We start from the raw sequence: 18,671 nt of genomic DNA on the forward strand, positions 1-18,671 counted from the left end.
ATCCGGTACGGGCCCGGTCTGCGGCGACGAACCGCCGGCCGGGCCCGACCCGTTTCCCGGCCCACCCTTTGTGAAATCTTTCACCCAGCCTCTTGGCCCGGTGCCGCGATCCATGCTGAGATTCGCCCACGACTCAACAGCTCAATGGTGTGCTCGGGGAGGGCAACGTGGCGCATACCGCCATGTCTGGTACCGGAACGACTGCAGAGCACGATCCACTCCAGACCGCGGTATGGCGGCTGCGCTCGCGCGGCTGCTGGACCGACGCTGCGGCGCTGCTGGCCTCGCGTGCCGGGGCCGCGGCAGCACTCCAGAGGACGGCGCTCCTCGTCGAGCGGTGCCTGTTCACCGGTGACGGCTGGGGCGAGGCGGAGGACGGCCTGCGGACCGCGGAGGCGCTCGCCGAGGACGACGACGACCGGGGCGCCGCGGCCTGCGAGCGGGGTCAACTGGCGTACGCCTCCACCGTCTTGAACGTACGCGACCGGGCCGACGAAGCGCGTACGGCGCTCGGCAGGGCGGCCGCGCTGCTCGCCCCGAACGCCCCGGGGCGGCCCCTGCTCGACTTCCGCCGCGGGCTGATCGCGGAGCACATCGCGGACTCGCCGCAGTCCGCGAAGGCGGCGTACCGCAGGGCGCACGCGGGCGCCACCGCGCACTCCGACCCGCTGCTGCTCTCCTTCACCTGGCGCCATCTCGCCGGACTCGCCCTGCGCGACGGGGAGTTGGCGGAGGCGCGGCACGGTTTCACGGAGTCCCTGCGCATCCGAGAGGAGCTCGGCTATCTGGTCGGCACGGCTCCCGCGCTGGCCGCCCTTGCGGATGCGGAGCCGGAACCGGAGGCCACCCGCCTGCGCGCCGAGGCCACCCGCCTCTTCCGCCTCCTGGGCGGCGTACCGTCCTGGCTGGCCCAGCACCTGCAGCCACCGGCCCCCGCGGTCTGACGCCGCCCGCAGCACCGCACGGGCGCCCAGGCAGGCTCTCAGCCCGAGGCGCCCGTGAAGTGTTCCTGGACCAGCGAGGCCACCACGGGCAGGTCCTGAGCGGCCAGGGCGTCCAGGAGGGCCATGTGCTCGGCCGCGTCCGCCACCAGGTCGGCCCGGCGTCCCGCGACGGGGCCGCTCGCCAGGGGCCACTGCGACCGGCGGTGCAGGTCGTCCGCGACCTGCACCAGCTGCTGGTTGCCGGAGAGGGCGAGCACGGCGCCGTGGAAGGCGCGGTCCGACTCGGCGTAGCGCGCGAGGTCGCCGCCCGCCGCCGCCGTCGCGCTCGCCTCGGCCAGCGGCCGCAGCTCGGCCCAGCGGGCCGCGGGCACCGTGCGGGCGAGCCGCAGCATCACCGGCACCTCTATCAGCGCCCGCACCTCGGCCAGCTCGGCCAGCTCCCGCGTGCCGCGCTCCACGACCCGGAAGCCGCGGTTGGGGACGACCTCTACGGCGCCCTCGGTGGCCAGCTGCTGCATCGCCTCACGGACGGGCGTCGCGGAGACGCCGAAGCGCTCGCCGAGGGCGGGCGCCGAATACACCTCGCCGGGCGCGAGCTCGCCGCCGACGAGGGCGGCCCGCAGCGCGGCCAGTATCTGGCCGCGCACGGAGCTGCGCCGGACCGCCTGCCGCGTCCCCGCCTGCGCGGGCACCCGGACGCGCGGCGTCCCTGCGGGGGCAGCCCCCTCGCGTGCTCCGGTCTGCTCCACGACGTGCGCCCGCCCCGCTCCTGATCACTGTTGATCGCTATTGATTGCTGTGAAAGGTACGAGAGGCACCATAGGCGGACACGACCGGAGTTGAAACCTCGATCACGTCGGGTAAGGTAAGGCTAACCTGCTATCGATCGCGATTCGGTGGTCCCCCGCATGTCCGTCCCCACCTTGGCCGCACCCGCCCAGGGCGCCCCCAGTGCCGTAGCGGACTCCTACGCCCGCCTGGGCGAGGTGTACTCCGGACTGCGCATCGCCGAACTCGGTCACGAGGAACAGGCCCCACAGGGCGGCGGCTGGGTCACCGCCGCCCGGCTCGCGGAGGGCGGGGCCGACCTCGACGCATTCCTGGCCTGGGACAACGCACAGGTCCTCAAGGACTACGACGTCCGGCCCCGCCCGGACGTGGTGGCGAGCTTCGGTCTGCACCGCTATGCCTGGCCCGCCACCCTGCTCATCACGGTCCCCTGGTTCCTGCACCGCCGCGTCCCCCGCTTCCCGGTCGCCAACGTCTCCTTCCAGCGCACGCTCGGCCGGATGGCCGTACGCACCGCCGGTTTCTCCTGTCTGCCGGACGACCCGGCCGCGGCCCTGCCCGGCGCGCACGTCGTGCCGGACGAGGAGGCGCTGCGCGCGGAGGTGCGGGCCGCGGTCGCCGAACACCTCGGCCCGCTCCTGGACGGCTTCGGCCCGCGGATGCGGCGCCGCTCGCGCGCCCTGTGGAGCGTCGCCACCGACGAGATCGTCGAGGGCCTCTGGTACGTCGCGCACCTCCTCGGCGAGGAACAGCGGGCGATGACGGAGCTGGAGCGGCTGCTGCCCGGCGCCACCAAGCCGTACGTCGGCACGGCGGGCTTCCGGGAGCTGACGGGTCCGAACGGCGAGACGCTGCCGACCCGCGACCGGGCGAGCTGCTGCATGTTCTACACGCTGCGCCCCGACGACACCTGCGTCACCTGCCCGCGCACCTGCGACGCGGAGCGCATCGCGCGACTGAGCGCCGACAGCGCCGACGCCGCGGCCACCGCTTCCGCCTGATTCACCCTGCCGTCCGGACCCCCCATTCGTCCGAACCACCCTTTCGCGCACGTTTAATCGAACTCAACACCCGGCGCTGCTCCGCGAGTTCGAGCAAAAGTACGCCGTGCGTGCTCCCTTGCACTCCCTTGGCGGCCTCTTGCCCCGAAACCCCTTGAGGGCCATCGGGGTTGAGTCAATATGGCGCCCGATACGCCCTACCGCGATGCAAGGGACCCCCAGATGAGACTGACCGACATATCGCTGGACTGGCTGCTTCCGGGTGGTGTCCTGCTCCTGGGCCTGCTGGTGGCGGTTGCGGTGGTCACACGCGGCAAGCGAGGCCACGCGAAAGCAGCCAAGGGAAGCGAGAGCGACGACTCGTGGGAGCGCAGCGAGGAACGCCGCAGACGCAAGGAAGCCATCTACGGAACCGCCTCCTACGTGCTGCTGTTCTGCTGCGCGGCCGTCGCCGCGGCGCTCTCCTTCCACGGCCTGGTCGGCTTCGGCCGACAGAACCTCAGCCTCACCGGCGGCTGGGAGTATCTGGTCCCGTTCGGCCTCGACGGCGCGGCGATGTTCTGTTCCGTCCTCGCCGTGCGGGAAGCCAGCCACGGTGACGCGGCGCTCGGCTCGCGCCTCCTCGTGTGGACGTTCGCGGGCGCGGCCGCCTGGTTCAACTGGGTCCACGCGCCACGGGGAATGGGCCACGCGGGCGCTCCGCAGTTCTTCTCGGGAATGTCGCTCTCGGCGGCGGTCCTCTTCGACCGCGCGCTGAAGCAGACCCGCCGGGCCGCACTGCGCGAGCAGGGCCTGGTGCCGCGACCGCTGCCGCAGATCCGCATCGTGCGGTGGCTGCGCGCGCCCCGTGAGACCTTCGGCGCCTGGTCGCTGATGCTCCTCGAAGGCGTACGCACCCTGGACGAGGCCGTCGAGGAGGTCCGGGAGGACCGCCGTGAGAAGGAGCAGACCCGGCTGCGCAGGCGCGACCAGGAGAAGCTGGATCGCGCGCGGCTCAAGGCCCTCAGCAGGGGCCACCGGAACTGGCAGGGCCGCGGCGGCGGCCGTCAGGTGGAGATGCAGGCCGTCGCACCGGCCGCCGGGTCCGCGCAGGTCGGCGCGGACCCTGCAATAGCGACGCAGGAAGAGCTGCCGGTACGCTCCCGTCCCTCCCTCCAGGCCGTCAAGAACGGCCCTGACGGCACGACGCCCGCCACCCCCGTCACCGTCGACCTGACGGCCGAGGACGACACGCAGGCCCTGCCCCGGCTCGACTCGCTGGAGCAGAAACTGAAGGACCTGGAGCAGCAGTTCGGCTGATCGCGCCAGGACCGGGCGGCGGCGGCAGGCTCAGGCCGCGCCGCCGTCGTCCAGTTCGAACCACACCGCCTTCCCCACTCCGTGCGCCCGCACGCCCCACGAGTCGGCGAGGGACTGCACCAGGATCAGGCCCCTGCCGCTCGTACCGTCGTCGGCGTTCGGTACCCGCGGCTCGGGGCGGCGCCCCACGAAGTCGCGCACCTCTACACGCAGACCGCGCGGGCCCACGGTCGCCGTGACGACCGCGTCGTGATCGGTGTGCACCAGTGCGTTCGTGACCAGCTCGCTGGTGAGGAGTTCGGCCACGTCGGATCTTCCCGGTTTGCCCCAGTGCCTCAGAAGCTCCCTCAGAGCCTTCCTGACCTCGGACACCGCACGCAGATCCGATCTCCCCAGCCGCCGCGTGAGCTGACCCCGGTCGGGCTCGCCCCGCGCTTCACCGGTTCTCTCATTCCGTACCTTCGGCGAAGAGGCCCCGACGCTACCGGGACCGCCCCCTTGTGACTGCCTCGTCATGACCCCCGCCCACAAAGCGATGTCTCTGCCCCCCTGCTCGAACAGCTTCTCGGGATGCATGCCCCGGGCCGGTCGAGGCACGCTTGTCGAATCATCAACCACTGGTGGAGGGTGCATCCGGGAGTTGGGGGGAAGTGAAGCGGAGGACCCCACCGTCGAGCGTCCCGAGGAGCACGAGTGCACGACGACAGACTGCTGGTGGAGGGCCGCCTGGAGCGCGCCCTGCGCCAGTTCATCCGTCCCGCCCAGTACGCGCGGCGCACGCCGCTGACCCTCTCCGTCTGGCATGCGCCGGGCGAGCCGGTGCCCGTCGAGGCCGCGCTCGAAGCGGAGTACGAGCCCTTCGAGACCGGCACGGAGTGGGGAAGTCCCTGGTCGACCAGTTGGTTCCGGATTCAAGGGCAGGTGCCCGACGCATGGCGGGGGCGCCGGGTCGAGGTCGTGATCGATCCCGGGTTCACCGGGGACGGACCCGGCTTCCAGGCGGAGGGGCTCGTCCATGACGCGGCGGGCGTCCCGCTCAAGGGCATTCACCCGCGCAATCGGCATATTCCCGTGGCCTCCCCTGCCCAGGGCGGCGAAACGGTGCACCTACTTCTGGAGGCGGCGGCCAATCCCGCCGTTCTGCACGACTTCGTGCCGACCCCCCTCGGCGACATACTGACCGCAGGCAATACCCCGATCTACCCATTCGCGTCTGCCGACCTCGCCGTACTGGACGAGGACGTATGGCAGTTGATCATCGATATCGAGGTCCTCTCCGAGCTGATGCAGGAACTGGACGCCGACCGTCCGCGTCGGCACGAGATTCTGCGCGCCCTGGAGGACATGCTCGACGCCCTCGATCTGCACGATGTGCCGGGCACGGCCGCCGCGGCCCGCGCGGAACTCGCCGACGTGCTGGCGAGGCCCGCCCACGCGAGCGCCCACCGCGTATCGGCAGCCGGGCACGCGCATATCGACTCGGCGTGGCTGTGGCCCCTGCGGGAGACGGTGCGCAAGGCTTCGCGCACCTTTGCCAATGTGACGGCGCTGGCCGGTGAGTATCCGGAGCTGGTCTTCGCCTGTTCGCAGGCCCAGCAGTACGCCTGGGTCAAGGAGCACCAGCCGCACATCTGGGAGCGCATCAAGAAGGCGGTGGCGGACGGCAACTGGGCTCCGGTCGGCTCGATGTGGGTCGAGTCGGACGCCAACATGCCGGGCGGCGAGGCGCTCGCGCGGCAGATCACGCACGGCATGCGGTTCTTCCGCGAGGAGTTCGGCGTCGAGACGGAGGAGATCTGGCTGCCGGACTCCTTCGGATACACCGCCGCGTTCCCGCAGTTGGCGAAGCTCGCGGGCATCCGCTGGTTCCTCACGCAGAAGCTGAGCTGGAACCAGTCCAACAAGATGCCGCACCACACCTTCTGGTGGGAGGGCATCGACGGCACCCGCGTCTTCACCCACTTCCCGCCCGTGGACACCTACAACTCACAGTTCCACGGCGCCGAACTGGCCCATGCCGAGCGGAACTTCGCCGACAAGGGGCGCGCATCCCGCTCGCTGGTGCCGTTCGGCTGGGGCGACGGCGGGGGCGGGCCCACCCGCGAGATGATGGAGCGGGCGCGGCGGCTGCGCTCCCTGGAGGGCTCGCCGCGCGTCGAGATCGAGAAGCCCTCGGCGTTCTTCGCGGCGGCCGAGGAGGAGTACGGCGCGCAGGCCCCCGTCTGGTCCGGCGAGCTGTATCTGGAGCTGCACCGCGCCACGTACACCACGCAGGCCGCCACCAAGCGCGGCAACCGGCGCAGTGAACACGCGCTGCGCGAGGCCGAGTTGTGGTGCACGGCCGCCGCGGTGCGCGATCCCGCGTACGTCTATCCGTACGACACGCTCGACCGGCTGTGGAAGACCGTGCTGCTGCACCAGTTCCACGACATCCTGCCGGGCTCGTCGATCGCCTGGGTGCACCGCGAGGCGCGCGACACCTACGAGCGCGTCCTGGCCGAGCTGGACGAGATCACGGCGTCGGCCGTGCGCTCCCTGGGCGCGGGCGGCCCCGCGGCGCTGAACGCCTCGCCGTACGCCCGCAGCGAGGTCGTCGACCCGGGGGACGGCACGCTGGTGCGCGTGGACGTGCCCGCGCTCGGCACACAGAGCCTGGACGCGGCCCGGGACCCCGGGGCCGGTGCGGTCGCGCACACCACCGGCGACACGATCATCCTCACCAACGAGCACCTGAGCGTCACCGTGGACACCGCCGGGCTGCTCGCCTCCGTGCGGGACCTGGACGAGGGCCGCGAGGTGCTCGCCGCCCCCGGCAACCTCCTCCAGCTGCACCCCGACCACCCCACGCACTACGACGCCTGGGACCTCGACAAGCACTACCGGCGCAGGCACACCGACCTCACGGACGCCGAGTCCGTCGAGCTCGTCGAGGACGGGCCGCTGCGGGTCGCGGTGCGGGTGGTGCGGGGCTTCGGGGAGTCGCGGATCACGCAGGAGATCCGGCTCGCGGCGGGCAGCAGGCGTCTGGACGTCGTCACGGACGTCGACTGGCGGGAGTCGGAGAAGGTCCTCAAGGCCGCGTTCCCCCTGGACGTGCATGCCGAACGGTCCGCGGCCGAGATCCAGTTCGGCCATGTGCACCGCCCCACGCACGCCAACACGGGCTGGGACGCGGCGCGTTATGAGATCTGTGCGCACCGCTGGCTGCGGGTGGCCGAGGAGGGGTACGGCGTCGCGCTGCTCAACGACGCGACGTACGGCCACGACGTGACGCGCGCGGAGCACGGCGGCGCGCTCGGCACCACCGTCCGGCTGACGCTGCTGCGGGCCCCGCACAGCCCGGACCCCGAGACGGACCAGGGCACGCACCGGTTCACCTACGCGCTGCTGCCCGGCGCGGGCACCGGCGACGCGGTGGCGGAGGGGCTCGCGCTCAATCTGCCGCTGCGGGTGGCGGACTCCCCCGTCCTGCCGTCGCTGGTGGCCGTCGACCATCCGGCGGTCACCGTCGAGTCGGTGAAGCTCGCCGACGACCGCAGCGGTGACGTCGTCGTACGGCTCTACGAGTCGCGCGGCGGGCGGGCCGCGGCCACGCTCCGCACGTCCTTCCCCGTGGCCCGGGCCGAGGTGACGGACCTGCTGGAACGTCCGCTGCACGAGGCGGAGACGGGCGAGGCAGGACTGACCCTCGCGCTGCGGCCGTTCCAGATCGTCACGGTGCGGCTGCGGCCCGCCTGAGAGCCTGTCTTTGAACCCCCGTCGTTCGCGCGGAGCGCGGGCGCAGCGGCGGTCGGTGCGTGCGATCGGTGTGCGGCGGCCCGTGACTGGTGCCCCCCCCACCTGTCCTGGGCCGCCGTGCGCCGAGCGTGCGTGCCGGGCGTCGGGGCGCAGGCGGGGGTTCAAAGACAGGCTCTGAGACCGCCCGGCGTGCCGGGGCCGGGGTCCGAAAGGGTTCACGGCCTCGGCACGTTCCGCAGGTTCGAGCGGGCCATCTGCAGCATCCGGCCCACCCCGCCGTCCAGCACGATCTTGCTGGCGGAGAGGGCGAAGCCGGTCACCATGTCCGAGCTGATCTTCGGCGGGATGGAGAGGGCGTTCGGGTCGGTCACGATGTCGACGAGGGCGGGGCCCTTGTGCGCGAAGGCGTCCTTGAGGGCGCTCGCGAGCTGCTTGGGCTTCTCCACCCGCACGCCGTACGCCCCCGCGGCACGGGCGACGGCGGCGAAGTCCGGGTTGTGGTTCGCCGTGCCGTAGGACGGCAGCCCGGCCACGAGCATCTCCAGCTCCACCATGCCCAGCGAGGAGTTGTTGAACAGGACGACCTTCACCGGCAGATCATGCTGGACGAGGGAGAGGAAGTCACCCATCAGCATCGAGAAGCCGCCGTCGCCCGACATCGAGACGACCTGCCGCTTCCGGTCGACGAACTGGGCGCCGATCGCCTGCGGCAGGGCGTTCGCCATCGAGCCGTGGCTGAAGGAGCCGATGATGCGCCGCTTGCCGTTCGGGGTGAGGTAGCGGGCCGCCCAGACGTTGCACATCCCGGTGTCCACGGTGAACACCGCGTCGTCGGCGGCGAGGTCGTCGAGGACCGACGCGACGTACTCGGGGTGGATCGGGACGTGCTTCTCGACCTTGCGCGTGTACGCCTTCACCACGCCTTCGAGCGCATCGGCGTGCTTCTTGAGCATCTTGTCGAGGAACTTGCGGTTCGACTTCGGCGAGATGCGCGGGGTCAGACAGCGCAGGGTCTCGCGCACATCGCCCCAGACGGCGAGGTCCAGCTTCGAGCGACGGCCGAGGTTCTCCGGGCGGACGTCGACCTGGGCGATCTTCACGTCGTCCGGCAGGAAGGCGTTGTACGGGAAGTCGGTGCCGAGCAGGATCAGCAGGTCGCACTCGTGCGTGGCCTCGTAGGCGGCGCCGTACCCCAGCAGGCCGCTCATGCCCACGTCGTACGGGTTGTCGTACTGGATCCACTCCTTGCCGCGCAGGGCGTGGCCCACCGGAGATTTGATCTTCTCGGCGAACTCCATCACCTCGGCGTGCGCGCCCGCCGTGCCGCTGCCGCAGAACAGGGTGACCCTGTCCGCCTCGTCGATCATCTCGGCGAGCTGCTCGAGCTCCGCGTCGCCGGGGCGCACGGAGGGGCGGGAGGTGACCAGCGCGGTCTCCGCGGCCTTCTCCGGAGCGGGCTCGGCCGCCACGTCGCCGGGCAGCGACACGACGCTGACGCCGCTCCGGCCGACGGCGTGCTGAATGGCGGTCTGCAGCAGTCGCGGCATCTGCTTCGGCGTCGAGATCATCTCGCTGTAGTGACTGCACTCGCGGAACAGCTGGTCCGGGTGGGTCTCCTGGAAGTACCCGAGCCCGATCTCGCTCGACGGGATCTGCGCGGCGAGCGCGAGCACCGGGGCCATGGAGCGGTGCGCGTCGTAGAGGCCGTTGATCAGGTGGAGGTTGCCGGGGCCGCAGGAGCCCGCGCAGGCGGCGAGGTTCCCGGTGATCTGGGCCTCGGCACCGGCCGCGAAGGCGGCGGTCTCCTCGTGCCGCACCTGGATCCAGTCGATCTCCTTGGTGCGGCGGATGGCGTCCACGACCGGGTTGAGGCTGTCGCCGACGACTCCGTACAGGCGCTTGACGCCCGCGCGGACGAGGATGTCGACGAACTGCTCGGCGACGTTCTGCTTGGCCATGCTGTACGCACCTCTCGACGCTGGTGAACCGTGGTTCACCCCGGGTGACCCGTGGACCAGGACTTCACTCGTCCTTCTGCTCGGTCGTTCCTCTGGTCCATGAATTCACAGGTGCGGCGGTCATGCCTCCCAGACCGCGGCGGCCGTCCGGTCGTCGGCGTACCCCTTGACCCGCACCTGGACGTCGGCCAGGAAGGCGGCGAGGCCGGGCGGGCCGCCCTTCTCCCATCTGCGGGTGAGGTGTTCGGCGAGCTCGGGCTCGCCGCGCAGCGGTTCGGCGAGCCCGCCGCTGCACAGGACGAGCGTGTCACCCGGGCGGGCGACCGAGGCGCGGAACCGGAAGGGGTCGCGGGGCGGCTCGGGAGCCGGTTCGTAGGGGCTCGGGGGTGTGGTGATCCCCAGGTCCATGGTGAGCCGGTCGCTCTCCGGGGGCGGTGGGGGCGGCGAGCCGAAGCCGACCACGGCCTCGCCGGTGGCGTCGGCCACGTGCGGTTCGATGTCCTGCCACTCGCCGTCGCGCAGCCGGAAGAGGCCGCCCGCGCCGACGCCGAAGAAGACGCGCGTACGACATCGGGGGTCGGCGGGCAGGAGGAGGCACCGCAGGGACGCCGTGTACTCGTCCGGCTCCAGGCCCAGGTCGGCGGCGTGCGCGCGGAGCTTGCCGAGGCTGCGGTCCGTGAGGCGGTGCAGGCCCGACTTCAGGTCGCCGCGCCGGGCGGCCCTGATGTCCTCGGCGAGCCGCCGGTGGCTGCGGCCCACGGCCCTGCCGATCCAGTCGCAGGCCTCGGCGGCGGCGCGGTGCGCGCCCGGGGTCGCGCGGGCGCCGGTGGCCATGGCGACGAGCACGAGGGCGTCCTCGCCGGTGCCGAAGCGGGCGGTGAGCAGGGCGTCGCGGCGCGGCTCGCCCCGGTACCTGGCGGAGTCGCCGCGCACGGACGCGGCGCGCAGGGTGCCCGCCCCGTACCGCGCGCCGTCCAGCACGGTGTCGGCGACGAGGTCCCCGAGGTCGTCCGGGTCGGCGGCGGGCAGCACGGTGGGCTCGGGCTCGTAGGTCGGCGGACCGTCCCCCACGTATCCGATGCCCTCGGCGTCGCCGCGCGGCTCCGCGCCCTCGTCGCCGCGGAGGGCGGGCCCGCCCGCCGAGACCGCCATGGTCGCCCCGTCGGCATCGGGCCCGCGCGACGTCGGCTCGCCGCCGCGCGGCTCTTCCGTCGACGCCACGGAATAACCGCCCCTGGTCCCGCCCGCTCCGGCCGGGAAGGTCACCGGGCCACCGGGAGCGGTGGGCGGCGCCCAGGGGGCGGGGGCGGTGAAGAGGGGCGGGGTGCGCGGGGTGGGCGGGACGCGGGGCGGCGCCGGGGGTGCCAAGGGCGCCGGGGGCATCAAGGGATCGGGGGGTGCTGGCTGCCCGGCCGGTGCGCGGGCGTCCGCGGAGGCAGGGTCTGCGGGGGCGCGCGGGGCGGGGAAGGGTCCCTGCACCGCGTCCGCCGCCGAGGCGAACCTGTCGTCCAGGGTGTCCGGTGCGGGGGCCGGACCCGTGTCCGGCGCGGCGTCGTCGTACAGCTGTCCCCACCAGTCGTCGTCGCGACCGCTGGGCCTGTCCCCCTGCTGGCTCATGCCCCTAATTTTCCACCGCGGAGGCCGTACGAAAACGGTGCATCCGGAAATTCCGGCCATCTCGGCGACAACGGGGACCGCCGGGCGGGCCCACCCCCCACGGGAGGACCGCCCGGCGGGGCCGGTGTGACTAGCGCACGTCGTAGGCGCGGGCCACGGTCTGTGAGACGGAGTTGCCATGGGCGTCCGTCAGTTGGGTTCTGAGCCAGACCTGCTTGCCGGAAGCGCCCGCGTGGTTGACGGTCGCGCTCCACTTTCCGCTGTGTTCGGCGGTGGTCGCCGCCGTCCACGTCCGGCCCTCGTCGTACGAGTACGACAGCTTCGCTTGGGTGAGCGCGCCGGGCTCGTACCCCGCGTGCCCCGTCACGCCGATTTCAATCCGCTGTCCGTCCTTCGCGGGCAGGGTCTTGAGTCCGTCCTCCGCGAGGGCGTACCGCGGGAAGAGCATCGGGATGCCCTGTGAGGCGGCGTTCTCGTCGAGGTGCGAGCGGAACGACCAGGTCGTCTCCGTCGACGTCGACCGGTGCCACACCCGCGAGCCGATCTTCGTGGTGGAGAGGGTGAGTTCGTACGCGGAGTCCTCGGCCGGGACGCTGAACACCCCGGACGGCCAGCCGGACTCCCCCACGACCTCGCCGTTCCGCTTGAGCTGCACGGAACCGATGTCGCCGAAGCTCCCCTGGATCCCGCCGTGTTCGGCGTCGGCCCAGAAGCCCGGGGCGACCCCGATCAGGTTCCCCTGGCGCTCACCGGCGAGCGCGGGCCTGCCCGCCGCGTCGCGCGGCGTGCCGGGCGTGAGGACACCGTCGTACCAGGTCTCCGTGCGGCGCTCGCCCTTCTTGTACGTGCGCACCGGGTCGATCATGAACTCGCCGTACGGGAAGCTGCTGGACACCTGGTGGCCCCAGCCGGTCGTGCCCGCCGAGTAGTACTCGGTGCGCTTGCCGGGTGCCGGGACCGAGGCGAGGCTGCCGAAGTAGATCTCGAGCCCGGTGGGCCGGACCGCGGAGGGCAGGTCCACGTAATCCGCGGCCTCGCCCATCGCCCGGTACGTCGCCTCGTTCGCGGCGAGGTCCTTGTCCCGCACGCGGTAGGTGCGGTCGTCGCGGATCTGTCCCGTCTCGGGGAACGCGAGGTTGTAGACGTAGGGGCTGCTGGCGGTCGCCCGCCACGTCAACTCGGTCTTGCCCGCGGCCAGTCGGGACAGGACGTGCGCCGCTTCGTCCGGCTGGATGCCGAGTACCGGCAGCGGAGAGCCGGTGAATCCGGCGGACGGGTACCAGCGGCCGGGTGCCGCGCGGTGGGCGAGGACGGCGACCGCCCCGGCCTTCTTCGCGTCGTTGGCCACGGCCGCGACGTCACCGCCGTCGGGGGCCTTCACCAGAGCGATCTTCCCCTTGACGCCCGCGGCTTCGAGCTCCTGCGCCGTGCCCGACTTCGCGTCGACGACGGCTGCCCTGCCCGTGCCGTCGAGGTTGGCGGAGCCGGTGGACGCGGTCAGCGGGTGCAGCTTCTTGCCGCCCACGACGGCGAGTTCGGAGATCTGGGGCGCCGCGGCGCGCCAGTAGCTGCCGGACTCGAAGGTGCCGTCGGCGGGCTTCCCCTCGACGGACTGGTAGTAGGAGCGGATGGTGCGCGGTCCCGCCGCGGTGCCCGCGTGCAGCCAGTTGTCCTTGCCCCAGGTGCGGGCGAAGGCGAGGGTGGCGCCGAGCACCTCGGAGGGCTTGTCCGTCCGCACGGCGAGGCGGTGCGCCTTGCGGGCGTCGAGCGTGATCGTGGTGTCCTTCTTCACCTCGACCTGCGGACGGGCGAGATGGGCGAGGGAGTCGGTGAGCTTCCGGTCGCCTTCGGCGTCCCGGGTCTCTATGAAGCCGGTCAGGAAGTAGGAACCGGGCCTGACCTGGTACGTCTGGTCGTTCGCGCCCTCGTTGAAGCGCCGCTCGCCGGAGGCGGTGTCGGTGCCGATGAGATCCACGGATGACGAACCGTCAGCGGGCTTGCCCTCGCGGTCGATCAGCTTCACGCGGAGGCTGACCGTCTCCGGCTGGACGTAGAGGGAGAAGGGCGTGGAGACGCGGGCGCCGCCGTCGGCCGTGGCCAGGACGCGTCCCGTGACGTCGCCGTACTGGGCGCGCTTCAGGTCCGCGTCGGGGGTGATCTTCAGCGGCACCTTGACGGTGGCCCCCGCGGGGACGGTCACGGAGCGCTCGCCGAGCTTCGCGACCCCGGAGCGGACCGCGGAGCCGTCGTTGCCGGTGACGCCCTGGAGCGACAGCTTCAACTTCACTGCTTTGTCGGTGGTGTTGGTGTAGGGCACGTCGACCGTCGTGCGGTCCGAGGAGTCCTGCGGCCAGCCGAAGCTGCCGCCCTGCACGGCGGGCGAGCCGAGCACCTGCTGGTCGATGGCGGCCTTGGCGTCGAGGCGTCCGCCGCCGGTCTCGCGGGCGTCACCGGGGATGCGGCTGTCGGCGGAGGACACGAGCGCCGCCTTGATCTGCCGGGCGCTCCAGTCGGGGTGGCGCTGCTTGACCAGGGCTGCGGCGCCCGCGACGTGCGGGGTCGCCATCGACGTACCGCTCATGGACTGGTAGGCGTGCAGGCCCCGGCCGCCCGCCGCAGCCGCGGAGATGCCGACGCCGGGCGCGGCGATCTCCGGCTTGAGGGTGTGCGAGCCGAACGCGGGTCCGCGGCTGGAGAAGGGGGCGGTGGTGTCGTCGCGGTCGACGGCGCCGACGGTCAGGACGCCGGGCGCGCAGCCCGGCGAGGAGACGGAGTTGAGAGAGGGGCCCGTGTTGCCCGCCGCGATGACGAAGAGGGTGTTCTTCGCGGACTGCGCGAGCTCCTCGGTCGCCGTGCTCATCGGGTCGGTGCAGTCGGTCTGTGCCGGGTTGCCGAGGCTCATCGAGACGACGTCGGCCTTCTGGTCGACGGCCCACTGCATGCCCTCGATGATCCACGAAGTGGCGCCGGAGCCGCTGTCGTTGAGGACCTTGCCGTGCAGCAGCTCGGTGCCGGGCGCGACGCCCTTCTTCTTGCCGCCGCTCGCCGCGCCGGAGCCGCCGACGGTGGAGGTGGTGTGGGTGCCGTGGCCCTGGCGGTCCTCGGTGTCCGGGGAGTCGGTGAAGTTCTTCGTCGCGCCGATGCGGCCCTTGAGGTCGGGGTGTTCGGCGTCGGCCCCGGTGTCGAGGACGGCGACCTTGGTGCCCTTGCCGTCATAGCCCGCGGCCCAGGCCTCGGGGGCGTGCACCTGCTTGGTCGACCTGTCGAGGGTGGCCTCGACCTTGGCGTCGAGCCAGAGCTTCTTCAGGTCGCCCGCAGCACGGGACTTGGAGTTCGTGATCTCCGCCCAGAAGGCGGCGGCCTTCTTCTTGTCGGCCTTCAGTGCGACGCCGTCGACGGGTTCGAGGACGGGGCCGCGCTCGGCGCCGCGCGGGGTGGCGGGCACCGCGCGGGCGACGTCGACGGACTTGTCGTACACGGCGATGAGCGGCAGCTTCTTGGCGTGCGCGTCGTCGTAGCCCTGGCGGACGAGCCCGGTGACGTTGAAGAGCTCCTCGTCGACCAGGCCGTCGGCGATGGCGTGGACCGCGCCTTCGGGGTAGACGTACAGGTCCTTGCCGGACTGCCGCGTCTGGATCAGCGGCGTCGTGCCATCCTCGGCGGGCAGCGCGCTGGCCCCCGCCCCGTTCTTGCCGTCGGATCTCACCAGGATGCGGTCGCCCGTGACGAGGGTGACGACGGAGCTTCCCCCGTCCCGTGCGGCACCCTGTGGCGCGGTCCCCGTCAGCGGCGGTCGTTCCGTCACGGCCGCACGTGGCTCGGCCACGGACGGGGCGGCCGCGGTGACGGCGAGGGCGACGGCTGACGCCGCCCCCAGTGCCGTACGCGAGATCGGGCGCATCGCTCTCCCCAGGGTTGGTGGGCATGCAGGTGGTGGGCATGCAGGGCCGCAGGCCAATAGGGCCCAAAGGCCGCATAAGCGGCCGCGGTTGGTGCTGCGGTGGCGTCACCTTGGCAGAGAGACGGGTGGTGCGGGGATGATGGGCCGGGGCGGGTTTACGCCGTGGCTGTTTCCCGCCACGACGCCGTCCGAACGGAGCCTTGGGGAGGGACGTCGCCGCATGCTGGCAGCGATCGGGCTGGACGAGACGCACGAGTCGGCGTACCGGGCGCTGGTGTCGGTGGGCGCCGCCGACGTGGCGGATCTCGCGCGCAGGCTCACCCTCGGCGAGCCGGAGACCGAGCGGACGCTGCGCCGCCTGGAGCGGCACGGCCTGGCCGCGCAGGCGTCCGGCAGGGCGGGCCGCTGGGTGGCGGCGCCGCCCGGTGTCGCCCTCGGCGCGCTCCTCACCCAGCAGCGGCACGAACTGGAGAAGGCCGAGCTCGCGGCGACCCTGCTCGCCGAGGAGTACCGCGCGCAGGCCACCGAGCCCACCGTCCACGACCTGGTCGAGGTGGTCACCGGGGCGGCCGCCGTCTCGCAGCGCTTCCTCCAGCTGCAGCTGGGCGCGAGCGCCGAGGTGTGCGCGCTGGTGACCGGCAGCCCCGTCGCCATCACCGGCACGGAGAACAGCGCCGAGGAGCAGGCCACGGACCGCGGCGTGCGCTACCGCGTCGTGGTCGAGCGCACGGTCCTGGACCTGCCGACGGGCCTGGTGGAGCTCTCGACGGCGATCGGCCGCGACGAACAGGTGCGGGTGGTGGACCGCGTCCCGACCAAGCTGGTGATCGCCGACGGCACGCTCGCGATGGTGCCGCTGACCTCGCGCACGGCGGAACCCGCCGCGCTCGTCGTGCACGCGAGCGGCCTGCTGGAATCGCTGACGGGCCTCTTCGAGGCGGTGTGGCGGGATGCGCTGCCGCTACGCATCGGCGAGGACGGCAGCACCCTCGCCGAAGACGCGCCCGAGGGCCCCGACGGCACGGACCTGGAGATCCTCTCCCTGCTCCTGGCCGGTCTCACGGACGCGAGCGTCGCCAAACAGCTCGACCTGGGGCTGCGCACGGTGCAGCGCAGGGTGAAGCGGCTGATGGAGCTCACCGGAGTGACGACGCGGCTCCAGCTGGGCTGGCACGCGTACGAAAGGGACTGGGTAGCGCGACGGCAGCAGCCGCCGCCGCTGCCGGGTCACCCGTACCAGGACTAACCTGACCTGCGGTTTCGCCGGATCTGCGGCACCCTGGGCAGATGGGAGCATGGGAACTCCTGCTGGTCGGCGTGGTGATGCTGCTCGGCCTGTGCGGAGTGCTGGTGCCCGGCGTGCCCGGGGCGTGGCTGGTGTGGGCCGCCGTCCTCTGGTGGACGCTGCAGGACCCGAACGGCCTCGCCTGGGGGATCCTCGTCGGCGCGACGGTCGCGCTGCTCGCGGCGCAGGCCGTGCGCTGGCAGCTGCCGCCCCGGCGGCTGCGCGAGAGCGGCGCGACGGGCCGGATGGCGGTCTTCGCCGGGGCGGGCGCGCTGCTCGGCTTCTGCGTCCTGCCGGTGATCGGGGCGGTCCCGGGCTTCATCGGCGGGATCTACGCCGGGGAACGGCTGCGGCTCGGCGGCCACGGCGAGGCGGTGGCGGCGACGCGGACGGCGATGCGGATGGGCGGGAGCAGCGTACTGACGGAGCTGTTTGCGTGCCTGCTGATCGTGGGTGCGTGGCTGGGGGCGCTGCTTTGGGGCTGAGGCCTGGTCTTCGGTCTCTCTCACCGGCCGTCGGGGTGGCCCTCTTATGACCCCACTGAACTCACTGAACCCGCTGCACCCGCGAGGGCGAGGTGGCGCAGGGCGTAGGAGCGCCACGGGCGCCATGCGTCCAGGACCGGCTCGGGCCCGCCCGGCAGGGCCACGTCCGGGTCGCCGAGCGCCCGCATCCGGATGACCGCGGCCGTCCGCGCGTCCAGGCCGGGCAGGGCGCGGAGCGTCGCCTCCGCGTCGTCGCGGTCCGCGCCCGCGTCCAGGCGCAGGGAGCCGTCCGCGAGCGCCGCGGCCAGCGCGCCGGGCGCGCCCGGTTCGGCGGTCAGCGCGGCCGGGGCGGGGAAGGTGTGAGTGAGACCACCGCACGGGGCGTCCAGCACCTTGCCGTACCGCGCCACGAGGCGTTCGGCGCCCGCCCGGCCCACCAGCGCACGCATCGCGAACTCGTCGGGGTCGGCGGTGCCCGGCGACCGCAGCCCGGGCCTGGCGGCGACGAGCGGGGCGAGCCGGGGGTCGGCCCCGAGCCGCTCGTCCACGGCGTACGGGTCGGCGTCCAGGTCGAAGAGGCGGCGCAGGCGCTGTACGGCCGTGGTGAGGTCGCGCAGGTCCGTCAGGTGCAGCCGGGCGTCGAGCCAGCCGCCGCGGTGCACGGCCTCGCTGCCCGAGCCGGTGCCGGGGCCGGTCGTGGCGTCGTGGTGCGCCTCCTGGACGGCCACGATGCCCGTGCCGTAGGGCAGCCGGAGCGTACGGCGGTAGGTGCGGGCACCCCGATCGCCGGTGATCTCCTCGATCCCGGTGACCGCCTCGTGGGCGAGCAGGTCGAAGACGGCGTCGGCGCGGTAGGGGCCCCGGTGGGCGAGGCGGAGCGGGATACCGGCGGCGGGGGTGGCGCGGGCCGTGCCGCGGCGGGGGGCGGCGGCGCGCAGGGCGGTCGGCGTCAGCGCGTACACCGCCTTGATCGTGTCGTTGAACTGCCGGACGCTGGCGAATCCGGCGGCGAAGGCGATCTCCGTGACCGGCAGGTCCGTGGTCTGCAGCAGGACGCGGGCCGTGTGGGCGCGCTGGGCCCGCGCCAGGGCGACGGGGCCCGCGCCCAGCTCGGCGGTGAGCTGGCGCTGCACCTGCCGGGCGCTGTAGCCCAGGCGCACGGCGAGCCCCGGGACGCCCTCGCGGTCGACGACGCCGTCCCCGATCATGCGCATGGCGCGGCCCACGACGTCGGCGCGCACGTTCCAGTCGGCGGAGCCGGGGACGGCGTCCGGCCTGCAGCGGCGGCAGGCGCGGAAACCGGAGGTCTGGGCGGCGGCCGCGGTGGTGTAGTAGCGGACGTTCTTGCGCTTGGGGGTGACGGCGGGGCAGCTGGGGCGGCAGTAGATGCCGGTCGTCTCGACGGCGAAGAAGAACTCCCCGTCGAAGCGGGCGTCCCTGCTGCGCACGGCTTCGTACCTGGTCTCTTCATCGATCACACCTCCATTGTGAAGCCGCGCCGACGCCCGGGCTGGCGGATTTCAGACACGGAACCCGCCCCCACCGAGCCCCGCCCCCCTGGGGGCCGCAGCCCCCAGGGCCGCAACCCTAGGGGCGCAGCCCCAGGGGCGCGGGGAACTGCGCGCCCAGCCACAACACACCCGCAGCTCCCCAC

General features: G+C 72.9%; 12 protein-coding genes. 6 read left to right on the forward strand and 6 right to left on the reverse strand.

The features are described 5' to 3' along the window. The first annotated feature begins 182 nt into the window (after positions 1 to 182). Positions 183 to 944 carry a hypothetical protein gene (locus tag ABZV77_RS01930; protein WP_356249241.1) on the forward strand — a complete coding sequence of 254 codons (762 nt, stop codon included), beginning with the start codon at positions 183 to 185 and terminating at the stop codon, positions 942 to 944. Positions 945 to 982: 38 nt separating this feature from the next. On the opposite strand, the gene ABZV77_RS01935 is transcribed toward ABZV77_RS01930, so the two are convergent. Beyond that, entirely contained in the window at positions 983 to 1,636 is a 654-nt protein-coding gene (locus ABZV77_RS01935; protein WP_356250137.1) for a GntR family transcriptional regulator, read from the reverse strand. A 216-nt stretch (positions 1,637 to 1,852) separates the two neighbouring features. On the opposite strand from ABZV77_RS01935, the gene ABZV77_RS01940 reads away from it, so the two are divergent. Together ABZV77_RS01940 and ABZV77_RS01945 are read left to right on the forward strand one after the other, a co-directional pair. Then, positions 1,853 to 2,734: a (2Fe-2S)-binding protein gene (locus tag ABZV77_RS01940; protein ID WP_356249243.1), complete on the forward strand. Its 882-nt coding sequence runs from the start codon at positions 1,853 to 1,855 to the stop codon at positions 2,732 to 2,734. A 222-nt stretch (positions 2,735 to 2,956) separates the two neighbouring features. Continuing rightward, positions 2,957 to 4,033: a DUF2637 domain-containing protein gene (locus ABZV77_RS01945; RefSeq protein WP_356249245.1), complete on the forward strand. Its 1,077-nt coding sequence runs from the start codon at positions 2,957 to 2,959 to the stop codon at positions 4,031 to 4,033. Positions 4,034 to 4,063: 30 nt separating this feature from the next. Here ABZV77_RS01945 and ABZV77_RS01950 read toward each other — a convergent pair whose 3' ends face one another. Then, positions 4,064 to 4,549, reverse strand: a complete 486-nt coding sequence (locus tag ABZV77_RS01950) for an ATP-binding protein (protein WP_356250138.1) — start codon at positions 4,547 to 4,549, stop codon at positions 4,064 to 4,066. A gap of 177 nt (positions 4,550 to 4,726) precedes the next feature. Between ABZV77_RS01950 and ABZV77_RS01955 the strand changes: the two genes are divergently transcribed. After that, positions 4,727 to 7,771, forward strand: a complete 3,045-nt coding sequence (locus tag ABZV77_RS01955) for a glycoside hydrolase family 38 C-terminal domain-containing protein (protein WP_356249247.1) — start codon at positions 4,727 to 4,729, stop codon at positions 7,769 to 7,771. Positions 7,772 to 7,986: 215 nt separating this feature from the next. Here ABZV77_RS01955 and ABZV77_RS01960 read toward each other — a convergent pair whose 3' ends face one another. From ABZV77_RS01960 to ABZV77_RS01970, 3 genes are all read right to left on the reverse strand, one after another. After that, on the reverse strand, positions 7,987 to 9,729 hold the full coding sequence (locus tag ABZV77_RS01960; RefSeq protein ID WP_356249249.1) for a pyruvate dehydrogenase: 1,743 nt from the start codon (positions 9,727 to 9,729) through the stop codon (positions 7,987 to 7,989). A gap of 120 nt (positions 9,730 to 9,849) precedes the next feature. After that, entirely contained in the window at positions 9,850 to 11,346 is a 1,497-nt protein-coding gene (locus ABZV77_RS01965; RefSeq protein ID WP_356249251.1) for a protein phosphatase 2C domain-containing protein, read from the reverse strand. A gap of 130 nt (positions 11,347 to 11,476) precedes the next feature. Beyond that, positions 11,477 to 15,247, reverse strand: a complete 3,771-nt coding sequence (locus tag ABZV77_RS01970; protein WP_356249253.1) for a S8 family serine peptidase — start codon at positions 15,245 to 15,247, stop codon at positions 11,477 to 11,479. A 220-nt stretch (positions 15,248 to 15,467) separates the two neighbouring features. On the opposite strand from ABZV77_RS01970, the gene ABZV77_RS01975 reads away from it, so the two are divergent. Next, positions 15,468 to 16,493, forward strand: a complete 1,026-nt coding sequence (locus ABZV77_RS01975) for a helix-turn-helix domain-containing protein (RefSeq protein WP_356249255.1) — start codon at positions 15,468 to 15,470, stop codon at positions 16,491 to 16,493. Between the two features lie 41 nt (positions 16,494 to 16,534). Next, positions 16,535 to 17,017: a DUF456 domain-containing protein gene (locus tag ABZV77_RS01980; RefSeq protein ID WP_356249257.1), complete on the forward strand. Its 483-nt coding sequence runs from the start codon at positions 16,535 to 16,537 to the stop codon at positions 17,015 to 17,017. A 44-nt stretch (positions 17,018 to 17,061) separates the two neighbouring features. On the opposite strand, the gene ABZV77_RS01985 is transcribed toward ABZV77_RS01980, so the two are convergent. Beyond that, complete coding sequence (locus tag ABZV77_RS01985; protein ID WP_356250140.1) at positions 17,062 to 18,492, reverse strand: DNA-3-methyladenine glycosylase 2 family protein; 1,431 nt, start codon at positions 18,490 to 18,492, stop codon at positions 17,062 to 17,064. Positions 18,493 to 18,671: the final 179 nt, after the last annotated feature.

Source organism: Streptomyces sp. NPDC004732 (assembly GCF_040609235.1).
Taxonomy (GTDB): Bacteria; Actinomycetota; Actinomycetes; order Streptomycetales; family Streptomycetaceae; genus Streptomyces.

Coding starts and splice junctions, on each gene's coding strand:
- ABZV77_RS01965 (WP_356249251.1), bottom strand. CDS start 11,346: ATGAGCCAGCAGGGGGACAGGCCCAGCGGTCGCGACGACGACTGGTGG.
- ABZV77_RS01940 (WP_356249243.1), top strand. CDS start 1,853: ATGTCCGTCCCCACCTTGGCCGCACCCGCCCAGGGCGCCCCCAGTGCC.
- ABZV77_RS01975 (WP_356249255.1), top strand. CDS start 15,468: ATGCTGGCAGCGATCGGGCTGGACGAGACGCACGAGTCGGCGTACCGG.
- ABZV77_RS01970 (WP_356249253.1), bottom strand. CDS start 15,247: ATGCGCCCGATCTCGCGTACGGCACTGGGGGCGGCGTCAGCCGTCGCC.
- ABZV77_RS01960 (WP_356249249.1), bottom strand. CDS start 9,729: ATGGCCAAGCAGAACGTCGCCGAGCAGTTCGTCGACATCCTCGTCCGC.
- ABZV77_RS01980 (WP_356249257.1), top strand. CDS start 16,535: ATGGGAGCATGGGAACTCCTGCTGGTCGGCGTGGTGATGCTGCTCGGC.
- ABZV77_RS01945 (WP_356249245.1), top strand. CDS start 2,957: ATGAGACTGACCGACATATCGCTGGACTGGCTGCTTCCGGGTGGTGTC.
- ABZV77_RS01930 (WP_356249241.1), top strand. CDS start 183: ATGTCTGGTACCGGAACGACTGCAGAGCACGATCCACTCCAGACCGCG.
- ABZV77_RS01950 (WP_356250138.1), bottom strand. CDS start 4,549: ATGACGAGGCAGTCACAAGGGGGCGGTCCCGGTAGCGTCGGGGCCTCT.